Consider the following 22,788-nt stretch of genomic DNA (forward strand, 5'->3'; position numbering starts at 1 on the left):
GCGGCGAACGGCAGGGCTGCTGCCGGGAGTGCAGCCGATTTTATGATACGGAGTATTTTTAATAAGTATATTTTTTGTGCAATTATTCTTTTTTGCCGGCAAAGAGACTTGAACTCTTACGGCCTTGCGGCCAAGGGATTTTGAGTCCCTCGTGTCTACCATTCCACCATGCCGGCGCGGCAGGTACTACTATACCGAAAGAGGGGCAGGTTTGCAAGTGCGCGGTGAAACGCTATAATTGCCCTATGGTACACAACGCGGGTGCGGCCGATTTTGTCGGTGCGGAGCCGGAGCGGGTGCTGAAAGCCGTTTTTGGTTACGATTCTTTTCGGCCCTTTCAAAAAGAGATTATCGCGTCGGTGCTCGCCGGAAAGGATACGCTCGCCGTTATGCCGACCGGCGGCGGCAAATCGCTGTGCTGCCAAATTCCCGCGCTCATCTTCGACGGCCTGACGATCGTCGTTTCTCCGCTCATCGCGCTTATGCAGGATCAAGTGTCCGCCCTTGCCGAAAACGGTGTCAGCGCCGTGTTTTTAAACAGCACGCTCGAATGGGACGACTATCGAAAAGCTTCGGACGATATCCGTTCGGGAAAGATAAAACTCGTTTACGTTTCGCCCGAAGGTCTTGCGACGGAGCGCTTAAAAGATTTGTTTTGTTCCGACGGCGTTAAAGTGAGCTGCGTTACGATCGACGAAGCGCACTGCATCAGCGAGTGGGGACACGATTTTCGTCCCGACTATCTCGAACTCGCTTCCGTGCGGCATCTCTTTTCCGATGCCGTGTGTCTTGCGCTGACGGCGACCGCAACGGCTTCCGTGCGAGCCGATATTATTAAAAATCTCGGCATGAAACGATGCGAAGTTTTTGTCGCGAGTTTTAACCGCAAAAATATTTTTCTTGAAGTGCAGCCCAAGCGGAACGCGCTCGGTCAAGTCGTACATTTTATTAAAAATCATCCGGATGAAAGCGGTATCGTCTATTGTTTTTCGAGGCGTGAAGTCGATGACCTTACGCACTCTCTTTGCGATATGGGATTTTCCGCGCTGAATTATCACGCGGGTTTGAGCGACGCCGAACGCACATCGCATCAGCAATCGTTTATCCGCGACAAAGCGCTCATCATGGTTGCAACCGTCGCATTCGGTATGGGAATCGATAAGCCGAATGTGCGCTTTGTCATCCATTATTCCGTTCCGAAATCCGTCGAACAATATTATCAGGAGATCGGCAGGGCGGGGCGCGACGGACTTCCTGCTCACGCGCTGCTCTTATACGGCGCGGAAGACGTACGGAAGATCCGCTGGTTTTTCGACGAGAGCGCCGACCGCAAAAAATCGGAACGGCTTTTGCAAAGCATGATTTCTTATGCTTCGTCAAAGACATGTCTCCGACGGTTTTTGCTTTCCTATTTCGGCGAAGAAAGCGTAAGTCGGGATGCTTTTTCATGCTGCAGCGTTTGCGCGGCAGGGGAGCTTCCGTCGGTCGATGTGACGCTTCCTTCACAAAAGCTTCTTTCGTGTATTCTCCGTACGCGGGAGCGATTCGGCGCGTCCTACGTCATCGATGTGCTTACGGGTTCTCGTGCCAAACGCATTGCGGAAAACGGTCACGATTCGATTTCGACGTGGGGTATCGGAAAGGACTTTCCGAAGCGCGATTGGTTTGCGCTTGCCGAAGCGCTTGTCGATGCGGGTTATCTTCATAAATCCGAAGACTACCGAGTGCTTTCTCTTTCGCAAAAGGCAAAGCGTGCTTTGGCTTTGCGTGAAAAAATCGAACTGCCGATTTCTCCCGGAGTTTTCGAAGCGGAAGAAGCTCGGCATATTGCCGTAAAATCCGAGTCATCATCTTTCGGATCCGCTTCATTCGATTTTCCGCGCAAAGCTGCAAAAAAATCGCTTCCGTCAAAAATCGTCGATCAAAGCGACGGAGATGCGCTCCGCATCGCGCGGGAACTCAAAGTGTGGCGTAAAAAAATCGCCGAAAAAGAAAACGTGCCGCCGTACGTCATATTCGGAGATCGGACGATTGCCGACATTGCGGCCAAAAAGCCGGTAAACGACGTGGAACTTTCCCGCGTATACGGCATCGGTTCGGTAAAAGCAGATCGTTTCGGAAGCGCGATTATACGCATCGTAAACAATGTGTAAAAACGTGCCGGCTGCCGTTCCTTAAAATGCGGCATTGCAGAAAATGTCAATTTTCGAAAATGCCGTATCAGTGTGCGAGAGCGCACACGTATATCCGCGAGTTTTCAAAAGAAAACTCGAAGTTAAACGAGACGCGCTATTTCAGCGGCTCGTTTAAACCTTCTATATAACAATACTGTTGCGCATTGCAAAAAAGTGTAATGCACTTTAAAATAATAAAACGGCGCATCGTGTTTTTGCGTCTGCAATTTCGGGGGAAGCGAATATGGCATTGGTGACGATGAAGTATGAACTTGCAAAAGCGGGAAAAGAAAACTATGCCGTTCCCGCATTTAATTTTTTTACGTTTTCAAATCTTGCGGGCATAGCGCAGGCGGCAAAAAACAAATGCAGTCCCGTCATCGCTATGGCGACCGTAAGCGGCACGAAGATTATGGGAGAAAAGGCGAGCGTAAAAATGTGCGAAGGTGTCAGCGAAGATTACGGAATCGATATGGTAGTACACCTTGATCACTGCCGCGATTACGATATGATCCGCCGCTGTATAGACGACGGCTTTACGTCCGTTATGATCGATGCGTCTTCGAAAAGCTACGACGAAAATGTCGACCTTACTTCACGCGTCGTCGAATACGCCGCAAAGTACGGCGTGACGGTTGAAGCGGAACTCGGAAATGTCGGCGGTAAAGAAGACGATATCGAAGTCGATGATATGTCGACTTTGTTTACGCAGCCGGAAGAAGCCGTTCGCTTTGTCCGCGATACGCATGTCGACTGTCTTGCCGTTGCGGCAGGCACGGTACACGGGTTTTATAAAACCGAACCCAAAATCGATTTTGCGCGCATCGCAAAGATTCATACGCTGATTCCCGACACCCCGCTTGTACTGCACGGCGGTACGGGTGTATCATACGAAGATTTACGAAAGGCGATCGCCTGCGGCATACGTAAAATCAATGTCGGAACCGAATTCCGCGTACACGGCATTTCCGATACCGTAAAAAACGAATACGCAAAATCGCCCGATGTCGATCCCCGAAACGTTTGCCGCTCGGTGATTGAAAGCTGTGCCGTTATTGCGGAAGAGCTGATCGACGTCGTCGGAAGCGCAGGCAAGGCTGACTGAAAAGAAATGCCGCAAGTGCCTGTAAAAGTTTCGCCGCCTTTCGCTTCGGACAATAATTTCGAATTTAATAAAAATGAAATTCGATCCGTATAATAATTTTTTAATGATATTTTTTTTAGGAGCTGCAAAATGAAATCCGGAAAAGTGCTCGTGGTTTGTTTGAATCCGACATTTGAACTCACGGTCGTACTCGATTCTTTTTATGAAAACGAAGTGAACCGTACCGCAAATTATTTTACGCTTCCTTCGGGTAAGGGAGTGAACGTCGCTCGCGTTTTGACGCAGCTCGGAACCGAAGCGCACGTACTGACACACCTCGGCGGAAGCCGTGCCGATGAATTTCTCGATCTTTGTAAAGCGGAAAATATCATACTCGAATCTTTTCCGTCAACGAGTCCCGTGCGCACGTGTATCAATATCGTCAACGGCGAAAAAAAGACGAGTACGGAAATCGTGCAGGAACCGCCCGCCGTCGAAAAAGGCGCCGGAAAACGCGCGTTCGATTTATTCGATTCGCTTATCGGACAATTCGATGCGCTCGTTATCACCGGCACGCGCGCCCAAGGCTATGAAGCCGATCTCTATTCCCGCATGACAGGGAGGGCAAAAGAGCTGGGAAAGCTTGTCGTACTCGACTTAAAGGGAGAAGATTTACGGCGCTCGCTCCTTTCGCGTCCCGATGTCATTAAGCCGAACCTTTCCGAGCTTGTGGCAACCGTGGAAAAGGGCCGCGTCGTTTTCGAAAATGAAAATTCCGATGCTCTCCGTGAAACCGTTCGTGCCGTTACAAAAAAAATATTCGACGATTACGGGACGAAAAGCGTCATAAGCCGAGGCAAATTCGATACGTGGGTGTACGACGGAAATGATTTTTCGGCCGTTCCGAACAAAGACGCGCCCGTCGTCAATACGATAGGCTGCGGAGACGCGCTTACCGCCGGCATGATGCACAGCCTGCTTGCGGGAAAATCGCTTTCCGATGCGGTGCGCTTCGGTATGGATTGTGCTCTCAAAAACGCGCAGTCGATCCGTCTCGGATTACGGTAACGGCAAATAAAAAATAGAGGCTCCGAACGACAACGCCACCCGGAGCCTCTACCGTCCAACATAGTTGGACATCGGAGAGAGTTTATCAGCTTATTTACAAGCTTGCTTAAAATATACTATAGTGATGGCGTAATGTCAAGTATTTTTTTACATTTTTTTCGGAAAATTAAATTGATCGATATCGCCGTTTTTGCGGTTTTTGCGGTCGTTACGGTATATGCATTTTCATACGCGTACAGCGGCGGTATGGCTCGAAAAGAACTTCTCGTGCATACTCCGCGCGGTACTTTTGCGTACGATATGTCGAAAGACAGAATTATCGATATTGAAGGCGCGATCGGTACGTCGCGCATCGAAATTTCAGGCGGTACCGCCCGTTTTCTCGATTCTCCGTGTCCGAATAAAACCTGCGTGCAGTCCATGCCGATAAGCGAAACCGGCGAATGGTCGGCCTGTCTTCCGAATCAAGTGTTTTTGCGGATAGAAGGCGGCAGAGCGTCGTCCGTCGATGCGACGGTACGCTAGACGGAAAAATGCGTTTATCGCTTTTTAATAATTTCATGCTGCGAAGCGTTCCGTTTTCGTCGTTTTATAAACATTGATTATGTGTGCGGAAAATGATAGGATAAAAAACTGTCGAGGATATGATTGATATGAAGCTTAAAGGTATATTATTAAAATTAAAAGAAAAATTTTTCCGGATCGATTTTCACGCTGCGTTTGAAAAGCTTCAATCGAACGGCAAACTGCTTTTGATGACCGTCATCGCAACATTTGTCGTGATGTCGCTTGCATGCCTCGCCGTCTTTGCCGTAAACGTAAAAGGCCCCGAACAAGTGCTCGTTCCCGATGTTACGGGAAAAAAACTGACTGCAGCGCTTATCGAAATGCAGGCGAAAAAATTGTATCCCGAAATCCAGCTGCGCTATTCGGAAACGCCGGGCGACGAAGGGACGATTCTCGAACAGAATCCTTCGGGCGGGGCAATCAGAAAGGGTTTCAGCCACATTTCGCTTGTCGTGAGCCGCGGTGTCGTCATCGATCACGTGGAAAATTATATCGGAGAAAATATCGATGCGGTACGCATGAAACTGCAGACGCTCTTTGCGGGATCGGCAAAGCCGCTCATCGTCATCGCTTCTCCGCAGTACAAGGCCGACACTGCCGAAGCCGGTACGATCCTTGAACAGGATCCGCCCGAAGGTACGAGCATAACCGACCCCGTAACGGTGCACTTCGTCGTCAGCCGCGGACCGAATTTCGAAAACACGAGAGTTCCCGATTTGATCGGCAATTCCGTAAGCGATGTGCTCCAACAGATGGCGCGTACCCGTCTCGTCTTCGATTTTACGTCGCATGAAGCGGAGCCGGGCGAAAACGCGGGAACGGTCGTGCACGAACAGACTTTTGCGGAAGAACTCGTTCCGAACTATACGCACGTCGCCGTCGAATTCGCATTTCCGCGGCAGGCTTCGGGCGGCAACGTGTACGGTATATTCGAAGGCGTACTGCCGGATTATCCGTTCTCCGTACAGGTAAAGCTCACGGCGGAACCGGAAGACGGAGACGCCTATACGATTGTGACTTTTTTTCATCCGGGAGGTGCCGTTACGATCCCGTACGCCGTTCCGAAAGGTACGGATCTTGTGCTTTCGGTCGTATCGTCTACCGGAGAAAAAGATCACAAGCGAATCACCGTCAGATAAGTTAATGATTAATTCGTGAGGATATGGCAATGGGTAAGCCGCTGGTCTGTTTGACACTCACGTCTTTGACGCTCGAAGAGAATGCGGCGCTCGTGCGGAAGTATAACCGCTATATCGATGTCGCAGAGCTCCGCGTCGATTTTCTCGCTCCGGATGAACAGCTTTCGGTGCGCCGCTTCCCGGCAATGGTCAACGTCCCGTGCATATTGACGATCCGGCGCACTGCCGACGGCGGACGATTTGCGAGCAACGAAATGTCGCGGACGATGCTTTTCGGCCGCGCGCTCGCGTTTGCCGATCAAGATCCGCAAAAGAATTTCGCATACGTCGATTTCGAGCAAGATTTCCGCGTTCCGAGTTTGCAGGACGCATGCCTCGCGTTCGGTGTTCGCATCATCAGAAGCTGCCACGACATGGAAAAGCCGATAAAGAATCTCAAAGCGAAGTGCGAAGCGATGCGAACGACGGGCTACGAAATTCCGAAGATAGCTTTTATGCCGAAAACGCTTTCCGACGTTGCCGATATGTTCCGCGAAGCTTCTTCGATGGCGGATCATGAGCATATACTCTGCGCGATGGGGCCGATGGGACAGGTGACGCGTATTTTGGCATATAAGCTTCATTCGTATTTGACTTACGTGTCGCCTGAAGAAACCGAAAGCAATATCCCTGCTATCGGTCACATCGATCCCGTAACGCTGAACGACGTATACCGTTTCCGCGCTTTAAGCGATCGGACGGCGCTCTATGCGGTGACCGGCTGGCCGCTTGCAAAAACGTCGAGTCCCGCGCTTCACAACGAAGGATATAAAATCAATAATATCGATGCGCTCCTTTTTCCGCTGCGCTCTCCGTCCGTTTCAGATGTGCTCGACTGCGCGGCGTCCCTCGGCGTGAGGGGACTTGCGGTAACCGTTCCGCATAAAGAAGCCGTCATCCCCGAATTGATAAAGCTCGATTCGGAAGCGCAGGCGATCGGAGCATGCAATACCGTCGTGCGCACCGACGAGGGATGGACGGGCTGCAATACCGATGCGTACGGATTTCAAACGGCGCTTTTGCGTTTTCTCGGCGTAAAAAAACTGCGTCATCGCCGCGTCGCCGTCATCGGTGCCGGAGGAGCTGCAAAAGCAGTCGCATACGTCGTACAGTCCCTCGGCGCTAAAGCGTGCATCTTTAACAGAACGCTTTCTCATGCAAAAGCGCTCGCCGAACGGTACGGCTTCGACTATGCGCCGCTCGGCCCCGAAGCCGCAAAAAAAATCGAAAAGTACGCAGACATCATCGTTCAGACGACGTCGAAGGGTATGAACTCGGACGGGCAAGCGTCGAAAGACGGCGACCCGCTGTATTTTTATCAATTTACCGGAACGGAAACGGTATTCGATTTGGTATATGTACCCGCCGTCACTCCGATCATGGCGCGCGCAGCGGAAGCGGGCTGCAAAACATGCAACGGTGCGGAAATGCTCAAGTATCAGGGTTACAGGCAGTTTAAAATTTTTACGGGAATCGATTACGGCGCCGAGTGCGAGAGGCTTTGTTAGCCGATGTTTCCGCCGCTGCCGACAAAACGCGCGCATCTCTATCTGAAAAAGATTTTCGAGCGGCTTCAAAACGGTTCCCTCGTTTTAAAACAGGTGTCGCTTCCGAGCGAAGAGCGGGACGGGCACGGCGTTATGATCGGGTGTCTCGTATGCGCCGATGCCGAAGGCAATAAAATAATTCTCAACGCGGTTTCGGGCAACAGCCTCGTCGCCGAAGGCGAGTCGGAAGGGATATGGGTACCGCCGATCGTAAGCGCAGAACTTATCACGGACGCGCTTTTACCGAACGACAAGCGTATTCACGAATTGACCGCGGCATTGAAAAGCGCTCCCGAAAACGAGCGCCGCCGCATCGCCGCCGAGAGGGAAATCCTGACGACGGAGTCGCTTCGAAAAGTACATGAACTTTATCGATTTCACTGTATAGACGGAAGCGTTCGGCATCTTAGCGATATCTGCAAAACGAAATTGCCGCCGACAGGTACCGGCGACTGCTGTGCGCCGAAACTGCTCGAGTATGCGTTTTCGCACTCGCTTTTTCCCGTGAGCATGGATGAAATGTATTGGGGAAAGGCGACGCAAAGCAAAGAGAGCGGCACATCCTATCCGCCGTGCGACGAACGCTGCGCGCTCGTTTTGCCTTCGATGCTCGGTCTTGAAATCGTCTACCGCGACGATGCGATCCTCGTTGTCAATAAGCCGAGCGGCCTCCTTTCCGTTCCGGGGCGGGGACCCGAAAAACAGGACTGCATCGTAAACCGCATGAAGCGCCTCTTTCCGAAAACGATTCCGTATCCGTCGGTGCACCGGCTCGACATGGAAACGTCGGGGCTCATGGTGCTCGCCTTTACGCAGGACGCGCAGCGTTCGCTTTCGATGCAGTTCGAAAAAGGCGATGTGCATAAGCGCTATATCGCACTGCTTGACGGATCTCTCGAAAACGCGCCCGGCCGATGTGCACCTCTTCCAAGCGTCGTCGAAGGGCGCATGGAATTGAAGTTTTCTCTCGACTGGCCGAACCGCCCGAAGCGCGTCTACGACGAAGCAAACGGCAAGCTCGGCATCACCGAATGGAAAAAACTCGGCTACAACCGGTACCGCGGAACCGACGGAAAAAACAGAAAGGTGACGCGCATTTTATTTATTCCGCACACGGGGCGTACACACCAGCTCCGCGTCGCGTCAAGCGATATGCAGGGTTTCGGTCTTCCGATCGTCGGCGATTCTTTGTACGGAACGTGCGGGGCGGGGGAGCGTCTCATGCTTCACGCTTCGTATCTGTCGTTTATCCATCCTGTAAGGGGCGAGCGCGTCGCCTTTGAATGCGAACCCGATTTTTAAGGGGATGATGCGGGAGCGGGCGGACGCGACAAGCGCCTATGATTGCAGGCCTTCGCCGGCCGCAATGTTTGTCATGAGTGTACCGTTGCGGTTTGCGCTTCGAATTTTAAGATAGGATTATTAATATGGAAATAATGCATATCGATGCATCAAAAGATTGGGGACAATTGACGGCTAAAGAGATTTTATACGCGAGACATTTTATAATACGAGTATTTGCGATTTATCTAAAGACAAAAGGTTTTCGCGTTAGGGAAACGAGAGTTTCGGAGAATGATTTTTTTCTTATTAATTATGAATGTTGGGGAGGGGCGATGAGCGTGCAAGGACACGAATTGAAACCACATGCAACAGATATCTTCTTTATGCGCTATCACGATTTTCCGAATATCGACGATGATTATTTATTGGTGACCGATGCACCTACACCTGCATGGACATTAGGTTTTTCTGAAAGGATAATTTATTCATTTGATAGATATCTATATGATATATTGGTGGAGCGAGGAGAAGCGTATCAAAAATTACAGGAAGACAGCAGAGCCGCTGGTGTCCGATTCAGTGCACGTCCTCACGTTGTTGTAACGGGAAAGATGATAGCACAGACAGAAGAGCATAATAGGAAAAAAGGATTTTTACCGTGCTATTTATCGTTTGATCGTATGTCGGCGAAAGAGATAAAGGCTGATTTGAAACGGCTTTTGGAAAGCGGCCGAGGTGTTTTATGAGGCGAAGAAAAAAAGACAACGTGCTGCTCGTTCAGGGGATAAGAGCAGGGGTTCTGCAAGTATTTATGCTCTTATATTTGATGCTGTCAAGTACTCTGATCTTTGCGGATACAAGTTTACGCTCGTTATTTGATTTTAAAGAATATCCGTATAAAGAAATTCAAATCAAAGACCGCGGTACGCTTGAACCTCAGTATATAAAAGATTCCGATTATTCTACATGCTGGATTTTTTCAATTGAAAATATAAAAGGCATCGAGACTTTTCTGTATTATCCGATGGGTAATAATAAAGAGTGTAGAAAAGGTAAGTTTAAAATCAATGGTCAGGAATTCGTTTATAATGAATCGGATTTCGATTTACATAGCTTAAAATTGTGTTCCGCAAATTTTGAAGATAAGACTTTTTTGATGCTTCTAGGGAATATAGGTAAATATAATGACTGTATATGTTTTATTTTTGATATAACGGATCCCGAACATATTGTTTTTTATCCGCCGGAAAAAAGATTTATCGAAGCCGATTTCAATAAAAACTTTTTCGGTTTGTATCAAAACAAGCTTTGTTTTTTCTTTTCAACAAGACGTTTTGAATGGAACGGCCGATATAAATTAAGTCCTTACTTTATTGACGGAGATTTATTAAAAGAGTTGTACAATGAAAACGGAAAACCGTACTTTATTAACTATTCATATACTACAAAATATGAACAAGCCTTTGTGATTGAAGAAAAAAATATTCCTGACGGTAAGTAATTATTATACCGTGAGATTCGGTAGTTTTTGCAAAAACTGCGTGTCCTTGCAACGTTTGCAAAAATACGATAACGATCTTTGCAGTAAGTGTGACTCTTGGGTTTTGCACTCCAAATTTTAAAACGGGATTATTAATATGTACGAAAAGTTATACATAAGATATCGCTTAATACGACTGTCGGCGAGGTTCCGGTGAAAAATAATAAAAATGAATAAGATTATACGTTTTTTATGTTTATCGCTTGTTTGTTTTGCATTTATCGGTTGTGATAAAAAATACCCGATGTACACAGAATTGAAAATATATGACAGCCGTCTTTCGGATGAAGAAGTGCGAACGGTTTGGCGTATTGTCTCATCTGCGAAAACGAAAAGAATTTGCGTTTCCGATCGTCCGGATATTGTTTTTTGTTATAAAACCGATAAGGGCGAAGATAATTTTCTTTCGGTGTATTTAAAAGACGCATATATATATGACGGATACTTTATCGATGCTTTGACGGATGAAATGAAAGATCGGAAATCGACTGTCCTCTGTTTGCGTAAATCGGCACTTTTTGAATTGCAAAATATAATTGCAAAGTATTCAAAATCGTAATAACATACAACTGCTCTTTTTCGTAGAGCCGGCGAATACGAAGATAGTGATTTTCCGCTTTACCGGCGCAGACTTCGTAGGTGCCGCCGTACGACAGGGGTTTTAAACGGGCGGAACGAAGTTTTCAGCATATTCGAACAACGATCTTCGAACGGCGATTTACAAAAATCGGTATTCGGGCTACAATAAAGCGTTAAAAGAATCGGTCGGATTTTAAAGGTGATCGCACAACGCCGCCTTTGCCGGATAAGCGCTTGCGGGAGATGTCGTATGAAACACGTTGAAAGATGTATTGTCGTTTTCGCAATTTTTGCCGCGCTCGGTGTTTTCGCTTCGTGTAAATCGACGAAGAAGGGAAGCGGACTTGCGGAATACCGCTATGTCATGAGCGCGGACGATAAATCGGGTTATACGTTTTATCGCTTTTACGCAAACAAAACGTTTTCACGCGGCGCCTACGGAAGGGACGGATCAAGGTCGGGCGAAATCGAAACCGAAAGAGGAACTTATTCCGGCGATGCACAATCCGACGGAGAACTCACGCTGACCGTTACGTCGACATTCAATGCGCTTAAAGGCGTGTGGCTTTCCGTTTCTTCAACGGATGCCGAACGAGGAAAAATTTCCGGCGATACGTTTGATTTCAACGGTATCGGCTATGTAAAATACGGCGGTAAAAGCGAAGCCGCCCGTTGATCGAATTTTTAACGATCGAATCGATATTGAATCGAATCGAAAAAAGCTTTTGTTTTTTCGACGAAATTTTCGTTTACGGTACGTCGCGTGATTTTCATCATTACGAGCGACGAACGAATTCCGTGCCGCTGAAATCGTATTGCCGGCAAATCGTATTTCGCTTCGCCGTTACTGTTCCCCGCCGTCTGTCCCGCCGTCTTGCAAGAATTACGTATTTAATGTAGTATGGTTTTTACGGCGCTTTAGCTCATCTGGATAGAGCAACTGCCTTCTAAGCAGTAGGTAGGCGGTTCGAGTCCGCCATGCGTCAATCCTAAGCCGTTTTCCATCATATCTGAACGGCGTTATTATCTTTTATAATCCGTATATTCGTATTTCATAAAAAATTTCTTGCAGAATTTGGAAACTCGTGTTACTATAATTGGCAAAAAAGGAGGTCATTATATATGACAGGTTTACCGTTTATTTTTGTTTTTGTCATTGCGATCATTGTCATGGTTTTAGCAATTTCAAAATTCAAAATTCATCCCTTTATTTCGATCATGTGTATTTCGTTGCTGCTCGGTTTGATCGCCGGTATTCCGCTCGTCGACATGAAAACCGCCGACGGAAAAACGGTGCAGGGACTTGCAAACGTTATCGGCGCGGGCTTTGCCGGTACGTTTACGAGCATCGGCATCGTCATCATCCTCGGTGCGCTCATCGGCTCGATACTTGAAAAAACGGGAGCTGCGCTGAAACTCGCGGACATGATCATTCATCTCGTCGGAAAAAATCACCCCGTCCTCGCCGTAGAGCTCATGGGCTGGGTCGTTTCCATTCCCGTGTTTTGCGATTCGGGTTTCGTCATTTTGAATCCCATCCGCAAAGCGCTTGTCAACAGAACCGCCGCTTCTTCCGTGGCGATGACGGCGGGACTTTCATTCGGTTTGTATATTTCGCACGTATTTATCCCGCCGACGCCGGGACCTATCGCCGCTGCGAATACGCTCGGTATCGGCGATAACCTTTTGCTCGTCATGGGTATGGGAGCGCTGTGTTCTATTTTGCCGCTTATCGCAGGCTATTTTTTTGCCAAATATATCGGCACCCGTGTCCGTGCAGACGATGAAGCCGATGCGGGACAGGTGACGAAAAGCTACGAACAGCTCGTCGCCGAATTCAAAAAACTTCCGAACGGCTTTAACGCGCTCGCGCCGATCGTCGTTCCCGTTATTCTCATGGCGGCATCCTCTGTCGTTACGATGGCAAAAATGCAAGGTTTCGGAATCGATGTTGTTAAATTCCTCGGAACTCCGGTTATCGCGCTCGGCGTCGGTACCGCCTTTGCGGTGCTGCAGCTCAAGCTTGCCGATAAAATAAAAGATTTTTATGCGATCGTGGAAGAAACGCTCAAAGTGACCGGCCCGATTTTGTTTATCACTGCGGCGGGCGGCGTGCTCGGAAAGGTTATCGCGTCTTCCGATATGGTAAACTATATCAAAATGCACGCGACGGTGCTTCAAACGATGGGCATCCTTTTCCCGTTTATCCTCTCGGCGATTTTGAAAACGGCTCAAGGCTCTTCGACCGTCGCCCTCGTAACTTCTGCGGGCATCATTGCGCCGCTGCTTCCGGTGCTCGGTCTCGATTCTCCGGTACGCGCTGCGCTCGCGTGTATGGCGATCGGCGCCGGCGCCATGACCGTAAGTCACGCGAACGATTCGTACTTCTGGGTCGTTACGAACTTCGGCGCCATGTCGCCCGAACGCGGCTATAAAACGCAAACGCTCGGTACGCTCGTGCTCGGCATCGCAGGCGTCATCGAAATATTTATTCTGTCGCTTTTCCTGCATTGATTTCGAAGCGGAGAGACCCCGTGATTTTCGGGGCTCTCCGCTTTTTTGCCGATTCCGTCGAAGTCGGCTTGCGGTTTATTTTTTATTGTCGTTTTTGCCGTGTTTTCGGGAAATTTGTTTTTGTTTTTCGGACGTAAGGAATTCGTCGAGAACCGTAATCTGCACTTTTTGATTCGGTTTCAAAGAAAGCTTTTCAAGCGGCACAAAGGTTTTTCCGTCAAAATATCCTTCGATTGTCATAGCGGCTCCCATAAAAAATACAGACACTTACAACAAAGTTTCGTACACGGTTTAAGTATATAGCGGAAACGGAATGTATGCAAGATTTCGCGCGGTATTGGAAATTTGTTCCGCTTTACCGGTTCGCCAATTTTTGATTTATTTTATCCCGACGCGAATTCATATTGTAGTCGAAAAGCGAATAGCCGATCGCATTTATGCTTTTTAGGAATTGTACATATCGCGTTCCCGAAAGAATTTTTTCCGCTTCTTCCATGAGCTTTTCGCATTCCGCCGTATTTTTTTCTTCAAAATAAAACTGCGCCAGATTAATGTTTCCGTAGAACTTGTCGTAGTCGCTTTTGGCGTACTTAAGTGCCGAGATGAAAAAATCCTTTGAAAGCTTTTTGCTTCCGCCTCCGATTGCGGGCGCATAATAATACCACCAGCCGGAAAGAGTATAGGCGAAACTCATGGTCGGATTTTTTTTAATAACGTCGGCGTAGTCCTTTTTTTCCTGAAGTCCGATTTTTATGGATTCCGATTGCGGTAAAAACTGCATCATAGAATTCAGCACGTCCGCCGAAGTGAGAATGAACCACGGATTCAAATCGGTACCTTCGTTTGCCCGGGTGAATTGTATAATTTTTTCGTACTGGGGGCGCAGAATTTTTTCCATGTTCGGGGATTTCATGTCTTTGGCGTATTCGCAGTTGTAGTGCGCCGTTGAAAGCATATTGGTACACGTAATCTGCGCTTCTTCGGAAAAGGTTTTCATTTCGTCGGAGAGTGAATTACGGTATTCGATGATTTTTTCGATGCATTCGTCTTCGGTGTCGAGTGTCCTGAGTCTAAGCCTGAAATCGAATATTTTTTGGATGAGGGCGTTTTCTTCGGGACCGAATTCTTTTGCCGGCGCCTGAAACAATACCAAGACGGAAAACAATACCGCTGTTTTTATTACTGATTTTTTCACCCTTACAGGATACAGAAAATCGGGATTTGTTACAAGGAAAATCGATATATTGCATAGATTTCTCAATTCGTGATAGAGTTAACAAATTATGCTTGTAAACACAGCCGATAAAAAAGAAATTCCGGTATTCTTTGCTGCGGACAACAACTATGCGCTGTTTGTAGCGGTCGCTTTGGCATCGATGTTGGAAAAGGCGTCAAAAGATTACTTTTATAAGGTCTATATTTTAACGACGGACCTGTATCGTGAATATATCGAGCAGTTGGAAACCATCTGTCAAACTGCAATGCCCGGCAACGCATCCGTTGAATTTGTTTCGCTGCGGGAGGAGATGGAAAAGACTTCCGGCACTTTTCATCTGCGCGATTATTATTCGAGGGAAACCTACTGTCGAATATTCATTCCGAGATTTTTTCCTCAGTACGATAAGGTAATTTACCTCGACAGCGACCTCGTGGTGACGGGCGATATTTCCGAACTCTACAATATTGATATCGGCGATAATCTTGTCGGAGCCGCAATCGAAGAGGTTATGCAGTCTTTCGACGTGTTCGGAACGTATGTGGAAAAGGCTCTCGGCATTCCTCGTGAAAAATACTTCAGTGCGGGAGTTCTTCTTATAAATGCAAAAAAATATCGGGAAGAGAACATCGAGGAAAAGTTCATCGCTCTTATGAACCGATTTAAGTTCAGAGTTACCCAGGACGAGGATTATCTGAATGTGCTGTGCAAGGACAAGGTAAAATGGCTCGATGTGGGCTGGAACAAGTCCGCTTACAAGACCGAAGGTTTTGACGAAAAGAACTTAAAAATAATCCACTACAAGATAAACTGGAAGCCTTGGCATTACAACCACGTTCTTTACGAAAAATATTTTTGGGAATGCGCCGAAAAAACGCCCCTTTACGAAAATATTTTGAAAATCAAAGCTTCATACGGCATTGAGCAAAAGCGAAGCGACGCCGAAGCGTTTGAAAAACTCAAGCGGATGGCGATTGAGGATACGAACGATCCCGATAATTATCGGAACACGGTAAACAGGACGAAAACCGGACGGAATCCCGAGCGCCTTGCGATCGTAGAAAAGATAAAAGCCTATGAAAGGGAAGGGCGTTTTTCGGAGGATGTCGAATCGGATCCTCCGACCGTTCCGCTCCGTCCCGAAATGGTCGACTATCTGAATAAAAAGATTTCCAGCAAACTGTGGATGAAGTTTGCGAATATGCTCGCGCGCCGCCATATTCTCGGTCTTATGAAATCGGGACAGATGGTTATAAAAGAAGTACGCGGTCTTGAAAACTATATTCCGTTAAAAAGAACCGGCGCGATAATCACGTGCAACCACTTCAATCCCATGGATAATTTTGCCGTATACAAGGCTATAGAAAAGCACGTCTATCACAGGGAATTGGTGAAAGTCTGCCGCGAAGGAAACTATACGAATTTTCCGGGATTTTACGGTTTTTTGTTTAAGCACTGCAATACCATGCCTTTGAGCAGCTTACCCTCCACGATGAAAAATTTTATGGATGCGGTAAAAACATATCTTTCACAGGGTAGGCATATCCTCATCTATCCCGAGCAGGCGATGTGGTGGAACTACAAAAAGCCGCGCCCGCTTACGCCCGGCGCATACCGTTTCGCCGCCGAAAACAATGCTCCCGTCATTCCGATGTTCATAACCATGGAAGATTCCGACCGCTTGGACGGCTTCGGTTTCCCGGTGCAGGAGTATACGGTTCACATTTTGCCGCCGATCTATCCGAAGGCCGGCCTTTCCGTAAAAAAGAACGCCGAGTATATGAGGGACAGGAATTATGAAGTGTGGAAGGAAGTGTATGAATCCGCATACGGAAAACCGCTTTCCTATGCGGAATGATTTCGGCATTTTTTAATCTATGGCAAAGATACAAAAGGTTATTTATTATTCCGACGAACTCCGCGATGAATTTTCAACCGCTGTCATACAAGCCCGTCCGATCGATGAAAACTACGACTACGGCGGAAAGACTTTTTCGTGGAAGGTAAAACGCTTTTTCCTTCACAGAATTTTTGCCCAGCCCATTGCCGTTCTCTATCTTAAACTCGTATTCCGTCACCGAATACTGAACCGCTCCGTCTTAAAAAAATACAAAAAAGGGCCCATGTTCGTATACGGAAACCACACGAATGTGTTTGCCGATCCGCTTGTGCCGACCTTTGTGAGTTTTCCGCAGCAGGCTTTTGTGATAGTTCACCCGAACAATGTTTCAATGCCGGTATGGGGCAAAATAATGCCCTACCTCGGAGCGCTCCCTTTGCCCGATAATTTTTCCGCGATGAAGAATTTCATCGGAACCGTAAAATACCACGTTGATCACAATAAAAGCATTTACATATATCCGGAAGCTCATATTTGGCCGTTCTATACAAAGATCAGACCTTTTCCGGACGTTTCGTTTAAGTATCCGATCGACTACGGCTGTCCCGTATTTTGCTTTACAAACGTTTATAAAAAACGCCGCTTTTCCGAAAATCCGAAAATGCTCACCTATGTTGACGGTCCTTTTTTTGCCGACGAAAAACTTTCTCCGAAGGAAAGGCGGCGCAAGTTGAGAGACGAAGTGTACAATGCAATGTGCCGGAGGAGCGCTCTTAACGATGTTGAAATCGTTACATACATTAAAAAAGCGAGCATATAAAATCAAGGAAGCTGCCCGGAAACTGAAGTTTTCGGACGGTTCCGTATAGGAGCAATCATGAAAAGCATACTTTTTTGCGGAAACGATAAGGTTTTCGACGGCATGATTACGACAATGCTTTCAATATTCAAAAGAAGCGCTTCGAAGGAAGGGATACGCTTTTACATATTCACGATGGATCTTACAAGGCTCAAAGCCGACTACACGGCGCTCAGCGACAGGCAAATCGGGTTTCTTGACGAACTTGCAAAGTCGTACAATCCCGAGCATTCCGTCGTAAAAATCGACGTTACCGACACCTATGAAAAAGAGTTCGCCCTATGCCCGAACGAAGGATGCTACTGTTCGCCTTACACGCTCATAAGGCTCTTTGCAGACATGGAGCCGCGGATTCCCGAAAAATTCCTGTACCTCGACATCGACTTGCTTTTCAACCGCGACATAGACCTCTTGTGGAACACGGACATTGGAGGTTACGAGTACGCGGCCTCCCGTGATCACTACGGAAAATTTCTTATACATCCGAATTTTATAAACGCGGGCGTGCTGCTGTTCAATATGAAAAAATGCCGCGAAACCGGACTCTTTGAAAAAAGTCGAAAACTCATAAAGACGAAAAAACTGATATTCGCCGATGAAAGCGCGATTATCCGCAGCACCGTCAGAAAAAAAATCCTGTCGCAGCGCTTCAACGATCAAAAATTCCTTTATAGAAATACCGTAATCCGCCACTTTTCGAGGCGCCTTTTTTGGCTTCCGTATCCGCACGTTGAAAACATAAAGCAGTGGCACATCACGAAAGTTCATAAAAAATTCGGCTACGAAAATTTCGACGATATCCTCTACGAATACGTATATCAAAAAACAAGGTTTGAGCGCGATTTTAAATAGGCCGCTCGGAATGCTCTTCAGGGGGCGAAAACTTCGAGCTTAAAAACGACATGGCTCCGCCGAGAACCAATGCTGCCGCCGAAGATAAAATCAGCGAAATGCCGTTAAACTCGGAAAGGGATTTTAAAAAGCCGCCTTGAAAAATATTTTTTGTGAGCGGACAGATATTCAAAGCCGAACCGCACAAAAGTCCGAGAATTACGGCATATGCGTGATTCGGCGCTTTTTCCAAAAGATTTTTTATGAGTTTGGCACCGATTAAAAGTCCCGTAAGTACGCCGAATCCGTTCGGAAGAAGAAGGATCAATGCGGTAAAAAAACTTTCAGGCAAAAAAAGTGCGGGTATGCTTTTTATGACGATCGGATACACGCCCATAATGAGCATTAAAAGCGATCCGGAAATTCCGGGCACAATCATCGCGACCGCACCCAAAACTCCGGCGACAAAAATTTTTAAGGCAAGTTTTACCGAAAAAGAAGGGAGCGGTCCCGCCATGTCTTGAGCAGTGCCGAACGATGATTCAAGTAGGGAAAACAAAATCATAACGGCGATTCCGATAAGCGCGCAGATTATGATAGAAGCGATTTTCGATTTTTCGATTTTCGTACCTTTTTTAGTTTTCGTCGCAAGTGCGGCAAGCATCGGAATGCTGCCGATAATCAAACCCGTAAAGAAAAAATTTGTCTGTACCGGAAATTTTTCATAAAGCACGGTTATGATTTTGCTGAAAATCAGCACGCCCGACGCCATTCCCGCAATAATCGGCAGTACGAATTTTTTGTTAAGCCGGAGTTTTTTTATATTCAGAGTTATCGCGTTGATAAATGTATCGTAAATTCCGAAAACTACCGCGATCGTGCTTCCCGAAACGCCGGGGATCACGTTTGCCATACCGATTATAATTCCGATTGCAAGAGTACGAAGAATATTCATTGCGCAATTCTATCACAAAATCTATGGAATGTCCCGTGTAAATCAAAGTATGAATCAAAACGAGGCTATTATTATTTTTGAATTGGCTACTCTTTGGCTAACTCTTGCAGAAAGTCCATTTTTTAATCCTGTAATTTATTATATTATAAAGAATTAAAAAATACTATTTTCGGTCCCTACGAGAGTCGAACTCGTCTTTAAAGATTGAGAATCTTTCGTCCTAACCGATAGACGAAGGGACCCGATACGGAAAAAAAACCGAACACGGTGTGTGTTCGGCGTTTTGCGTTCCCCAAGGAGGATTCGAACCCCCACAGGCAGAACCAGAATCTGCAGTGCTACCATTACACAATCGGGGAATATACGGTTTTATTACTATACGTGTTTAGCGAACCTTTGTCAATACGGCGATGCAATGGCGATGCAATGATGCCAATGGTTGTGTCAACGGTTATCGATGCAACGGTAAACAGCGTACGCTTACAGTGCGATGCACATGTCTTGCATTGCAAGTATTTGCCGTTCGGCGTGTGCGGTGAATGAAACACACCGAGCACGTTGTCGTACTAAAAAAATACCGATCGGCTTTCGGCGGCGAAAGCAAATCCCGCCGCGGTTTTCCGATCGGATAATCGAAAGTAAAAAGTAAATCTTACTTTGCCGACATGAGCAGCGTTTTCGGATCGAGGTTTACCGTGCCTGCGACGGCGGTTTTATCGCGGAGTTTCAGTACGCTCATCGCAACGCCGTTTTGCGAAGCTGCGAGATGGCACACCGCATCGAAAAAGGGAAGCAGTTCCGGGCGGCAGGAACCCGCCAAATCCGTGTTCGCCTTCGTATCGCTGAACCACGCGGTCATCTTTTCTTCTTTAACGAACTTGGATACGGCTTCGATGTCTTCTTTGCTTACTTTATCCATGTTCATGCCGTCGATGACGATCGCGGAAACGGCAATGCCTCCGGCTTTCAGCGCTTTCAGCGTATTGATCACTTTTGCAAGTGAAAAGGTTTCCTGACTGAAATTCAAAATCATGCGGTCGCGCATAATGCTGTCTTTTAATTCGGGATTATCCGCGATATTTTTTTTCTTCGCTATCTCCGTAAAGATGCTGTCGTACCACGAAATGACGTTCGAAGAGTGCTGATCGAACGAAACGTGAACGAGCTGTTCGTCTTTGAGCAGCGCATCGAGACCGAACTGCACGAGGATCGCCGTTTTGCCGACGCCCTTTTTTGCGGTGACGAGTCCGATCTCTCCCGCTTTCAGTCCTCCGTCGGCAATATTGTCAAAGCTGCGCACCGGGCTGTAGTTGATAAGATCTTTTTTATCCATAAGCTGCCTCCTATAAAACTTCTGCAGAATGTATGGGTCATCTCGAAAAACTCGCCTGCAGCGATTTTTTCGCAAAAAAGCGATGTCGAAACGCCGGCACCGCTTTTATCATATCTCGTTATTTTTGCGCTGCTTTGCGCTCTTCTTGATATTTTTTCATCAGTTCTTCGCCTACGGCGTTCGGTACGCGTCCGTATTTGAGGAATTCCATCGTAAACTCCGCTTTGCCCTGTGTCGAAGAGCGGAGGATCGTCGAAAAGCCGAACATCTCCGAAAGCGGTACTTCCGCGTTTACGGTCGACGTATTGTTTTCATCGGTCGTATCGATGATGACACCGCGTCTTTGGTTGATGAGGCCGAACATATTGCCCTGGAATTCGGTCGGTCCGGAAATCGACACTTTCATAATCGGCTCAAGGATGACAGGCTTCGCTTTTTCGTAGCCTTCGCGGAACGCGCCGATCGCAGCCTGCTGAAAGGCGATGTCGGACGAGTCGACCGGATGGTACTGACCGTCGTTGATCGTCATCTTTACGCCGACGATGGGGAAGCCGATGAGCGTACCTTTTTCCATTGCTTTGCGGAAACCCTTATCGCAGGACGGAATGTATTCGTTCGGAATGGCGCCTCCCTTGATCGCATCGACGAACTCGTAATCTTTGTCGGCGAGCGGCTCCATGATACCGGCGACACGTCCGTATTGACCGGAACCGCCGGTTTGCTTTTTGTGCGTATAGTTGAACGGCGCGCTCTGCGTGATCGATTCGCGGTAAGCGACTTGCGGCTGACCGACGACGACTTCGCACTTGTATTCGCGCTTCATGCGTTCGACGTAGACGGCGAGGTGCAGTTCGCCCATACCCTTGATAATCGTTTCGTTCGATTCGGGATCGACGTAAGTTTGGAAGGTCGGATCTTCTTTGGTAAAGCGGTTGAGCGCTTTTGCCATCTGCGCGGCGTCTTTTTTTTCTTTCGGCGTAATCGATTCGGAGATAACGGGATTCGGAACGTACATCGACGCCATGGAATAATTGAGTCCGCCGCCGCAGAACGTATCGCCGGATGCGCAGTCGATACCGAACAGCGCTACGATATCGCCCGGTGTCGCTTCGTTGATGTCTTCCATCTTGTCCGCATTCATGCGCACGAGGCGTCCGACTTTGAACTTTCTGCGCGCGCGTGTATTGTACAGCTCGCACCCTTTCGGGATAGTGCCCTGATATACGCGGACGTAGGTAAGCTGACCGTACTGGCCGTCGTCGAGTTTGAACGCGAGTGCAACGGTCGGCTTATCGGCGACATTGAAGAGCTCGACCTGCGCTTCGTTGTTGTCGAGGTCGAACGCGTAGTTGTGTACCTCTGTCGGGTCGGGAAGATAGCGCGCAACGCCGTCGAGCACGAGCTGCACTCCCTTGTTCATGTGAGCCGAACCGCAGAATACGCCGACGAACTGCTCGGCGAGCGTCGCTTTGCGGACGGCTGCGATGATCTCTTCTTCGGTTTCTTTGCCTTCGAGTGCGTCTTCCATGAGCTGATCGTCGAACATCGATACCGCATCGACCAAATCCGCGCGATATTTTTTTGCCTCATCGACCATGTGTGCGGGAATTTCGGCTACGCGTACTTCCTGACCGTCGGGACCTTCGAAATAGAGCGCTTTCATCGCAACGAGGTCGACGACGCCTTCGAGTTTGTCTTCAAGTCCGATCGGGAGCGCCATCATGTGCGCGTTGAGTCCGAGTTTGTCGCGCAGCTGTTTGCACACGCGGATGGGGTTCGCGCCCTGACGGTCGCATTTGTTGACGAATGCGATGCGGGGTACGTGATAGCGCTTGAGCTGGCGGTCGACGGTGATCGACTGCGACTGAACGCCCGCGACCGCGCACAAAACGAGGATGGCGCCGTCGAGAACGCGCAAACTCCGTTCAACTTCGATCGTAAAGTCGACGTGTCCGGGCGTATCGATCAAGTTGATTGTGTATTCTTTCCATTGAACTTGCGTTGCCGCAGATTGAATCGTAATGCCTCTCTCGCGTTCCAAGTCCATGCTGTCCATTGTCGCGCCGACGCCGTCTTTACCGTGTACTTCGTGAATTTGGTGAATTCTGTTGCAGTAAAACAGAATGCGTTCCGACAAAGTCGTTTTTCCTGAGTCGATGTGGGCGCTGATACCGATATTTCGTAGTTTGGAAATATCAAAGTCCATATTGATTACCTCT

At 47.9% G+C, this 22,788-nt stretch carries 19 protein-coding genes and 4 tRNA genes; 15 read left to right on the top strand and 8 right to left on the bottom strand.

The genetic code is table 11. The annotated features are described in order from the left end of the window. Positions 1 to 93 precede the first annotated feature (93 nt). Positions 94 to 176, bottom strand: a tRNA-Leu gene (locus tag HRI97_RS03275). A 69-nt stretch (positions 177 to 245) separates the two neighbouring features. Between HRI97_RS03275 and recQ the strand changes: the two genes are divergently transcribed. The 12 genes from recQ to HRI97_RS03335 all read left to right on the top strand — a co-directional run bounded on the left by recQ (position 246) and on the right by HRI97_RS03335 (position 13,535). After that, positions 246 to 2,153 carry a DNA helicase RecQ gene (gene recQ / locus HRI97_RS03280; RefSeq protein WP_253726524.1) on the top strand — a complete coding sequence of 636 codons (1,908 nt, stop codon included), beginning with the start codon at positions 246 to 248 and terminating at the stop codon, positions 2,151 to 2,153. A 265-nt stretch (positions 2,154 to 2,418) separates the two neighbouring features. Beyond that, positions 2,419 to 3,279 carry a class II fructose-bisphosphate aldolase gene (locus HRI97_RS03285; protein ID WP_253726526.1) on the top strand — a complete coding sequence of 287 codons (861 nt, stop codon included), beginning with the start codon at positions 2,419 to 2,421 and terminating at the stop codon, positions 3,277 to 3,279. A gap of 129 nt (positions 3,280 to 3,408) precedes the next feature. Further along, entirely contained in the window at positions 3,409 to 4,326 is a 918-nt protein-coding gene (locus HRI97_RS03290; RefSeq protein WP_253726528.1) for a 1-phosphofructokinase family hexose kinase, read from the top strand. 132 nt (positions 4,327 to 4,458) lie between these two features. Beyond that, positions 4,459 to 4,851: a NusG domain II-containing protein gene (locus tag HRI97_RS03295; protein ID WP_253726530.1), complete on the top strand. Its 393-nt coding sequence runs from the start codon at positions 4,459 to 4,461 to the stop codon at positions 4,849 to 4,851. 128 nt (positions 4,852 to 4,979) lie between these two features. Beyond that, positions 4,980 to 6,032 (top strand): PASTA domain-containing protein, encoded by a 1,053-nt coding sequence (locus tag HRI97_RS03300; protein ID WP_253726532.1) that lies wholly within the window; start codon positions 4,980 to 4,982, stop codon positions 6,030 to 6,032. Between the two features lie 29 nt (positions 6,033 to 6,061). After that, positions 6,062 to 7,579 carry a type I 3-dehydroquinate dehydratase gene (locus HRI97_RS03305; RefSeq protein ID WP_253726534.1) on the top strand — a complete coding sequence of 506 codons (1,518 nt, stop codon included), beginning with the start codon at positions 6,062 to 6,064 and terminating at the stop codon, positions 7,577 to 7,579. A 3-nt stretch (positions 7,580 to 7,582) separates the two neighbouring features. Then, positions 7,583 to 8,920 carry an RluA family pseudouridine synthase gene (locus HRI97_RS03310; protein WP_253726536.1) on the top strand — a complete coding sequence of 446 codons (1,338 nt, stop codon included), beginning with the start codon at positions 7,583 to 7,585 and terminating at the stop codon, positions 8,918 to 8,920. A gap of 125 nt (positions 8,921 to 9,045) precedes the next feature. Next, positions 9,046 to 9,648, top strand: a complete 603-nt coding sequence (locus HRI97_RS03315; protein WP_253726538.1) for a hypothetical protein — start codon at positions 9,046 to 9,048, stop codon at positions 9,646 to 9,648. Then, the gene (locus tag HRI97_RS03320) at positions 9,645 to 10,403 is read left to right on the top strand and encodes a hypothetical protein (protein ID WP_253726540.1); all 759 of its coding nucleotides are present in this window, start codon (positions 9,645 to 9,647) and stop codon (positions 10,401 to 10,403) included. The genes HRI97_RS03315 and HRI97_RS03320 overlap by 4 nt, the downstream gene beginning before the upstream one ends. 868 nt (positions 10,404 to 11,271) lie before the next feature. After that, on the top strand, positions 11,272 to 11,697 hold the full coding sequence (locus tag HRI97_RS03325; protein WP_253726542.1) for a hypothetical protein: 426 nt from the start codon (positions 11,272 to 11,274) through the stop codon (positions 11,695 to 11,697). Positions 11,698 to 11,933: 236 nt separating this feature from the next. Beyond that, positions 11,934 to 12,007 (top strand) — tRNA-Arg (locus tag HRI97_RS03330). 136 nt (positions 12,008 to 12,143) lie between these two features. Next, positions 12,144 to 13,535, top strand: a complete 1,392-nt coding sequence (locus HRI97_RS03335) for a GntP family permease (protein WP_253726544.1) — start codon at positions 12,144 to 12,146, stop codon at positions 13,533 to 13,535. A 75-nt stretch (positions 13,536 to 13,610) separates the two neighbouring features. Here the strand turns inward: HRI97_RS03335 and HRI97_RS03340 are convergent, their stop codons facing one another. Together HRI97_RS03340 and HRI97_RS03345 are read right to left on the bottom strand one after the other, a co-directional pair. After that, positions 13,611 to 13,775, bottom strand: coding sequence for a hypothetical protein (locus tag HRI97_RS03340; protein ID WP_180485302.1), 165 nt, complete (start codon positions 13,773 to 13,775; stop codon positions 13,611 to 13,613). A gap of 115 nt (positions 13,776 to 13,890) precedes the next feature. Then, entirely contained in the window at positions 13,891 to 14,730 is an 840-nt protein-coding gene (locus HRI97_RS03345; RefSeq protein ID WP_253726546.1) for a hypothetical protein, read from the bottom strand. Between the two features lie 88 nt (positions 14,731 to 14,818). On the opposite strand from HRI97_RS03345, the gene HRI97_RS03350 reads away from it, so the two are divergent. Genes HRI97_RS03350 through HRI97_RS03360 form a run of 3 tightly spaced genes read left to right on the top strand, consistent with a single transcriptional unit; the run spans position 14,819 to position 18,302 of the window. Then, positions 14,819 to 16,609, top strand: coding sequence for a glycosyltransferase (locus HRI97_RS03350; RefSeq protein ID WP_253726548.1), 1,791 nt, complete (start codon positions 14,819 to 14,821; stop codon positions 16,607 to 16,609). Between the two features lie 19 nt (positions 16,610 to 16,628). After that, a complete protein-coding gene (locus HRI97_RS03355; protein WP_253726550.1) occupies positions 16,629 to 17,411 on the top strand; it encodes a 1-acyl-sn-glycerol-3-phosphate acyltransferase in 783 nt (260 codons plus the stop codon). A gap of 57 nt (positions 17,412 to 17,468) precedes the next feature. Continuing rightward, the gene (locus HRI97_RS03360; protein ID WP_253726552.1) at positions 17,469 to 18,302 is read left to right on the top strand and encodes a glycosyltransferase; all 834 of its coding nucleotides are present in this window, start codon (positions 17,469 to 17,471) and stop codon (positions 18,300 to 18,302) included. Here the strand turns inward: HRI97_RS03360 and HRI97_RS03365 are convergent. The 5 genes from HRI97_RS03365 to fusA all read right to left on the bottom strand — a co-directional run bounded on the left by HRI97_RS03365 (position 18,295) and on the right by fusA (position 22,775). After that, the gene (locus HRI97_RS03365) at positions 18,295 to 19,194 is read right to left on the bottom strand and encodes a DUF368 domain-containing protein (protein WP_253726554.1); all 900 of its coding nucleotides are present in this window, start codon (positions 19,192 to 19,194) and stop codon (positions 18,295 to 18,297) included. The two genes, HRI97_RS03360 and HRI97_RS03365, sit on opposite strands and share 8 nt — an antisense overlap. Positions 19,195 to 19,406: 212 nt before the next feature. Beyond that, a tRNA-Glu gene (locus HRI97_RS03370) sits at positions 19,407 to 19,478 on the bottom strand. Positions 19,479 to 19,524: 46 nt separating this feature from the next. Next, positions 19,525 to 19,595 (bottom strand) — tRNA-Gln (locus HRI97_RS03375). A gap of 293 nt (positions 19,596 to 19,888) precedes the next feature. Beyond that, positions 19,889 to 20,569, bottom strand: a complete 681-nt coding sequence (locus HRI97_RS03380) for an ATPase domain-containing protein (RefSeq protein ID WP_253726556.1) — start codon at positions 20,567 to 20,569, stop codon at positions 19,889 to 19,891. 118 nt (positions 20,570 to 20,687) lie between these two features. Beyond that, a complete protein-coding gene (gene fusA / locus HRI97_RS03385) occupies positions 20,688 to 22,775 on the bottom strand; it encodes an elongation factor G (protein ID WP_253726558.1) in 2,088 nt (695 codons plus the stop codon). Positions 22,776 to 22,788 lie beyond the last annotated feature (13 nt).

The sequence above is a fragment of the Treponema socranskii subsp. buccale genome (assembly GCF_024181585.1).
Classification (GTDB): Bacteria; Spirochaetota; Spirochaetia; order Treponematales; family Treponemataceae; genus Treponema_D; species Treponema_D buccale.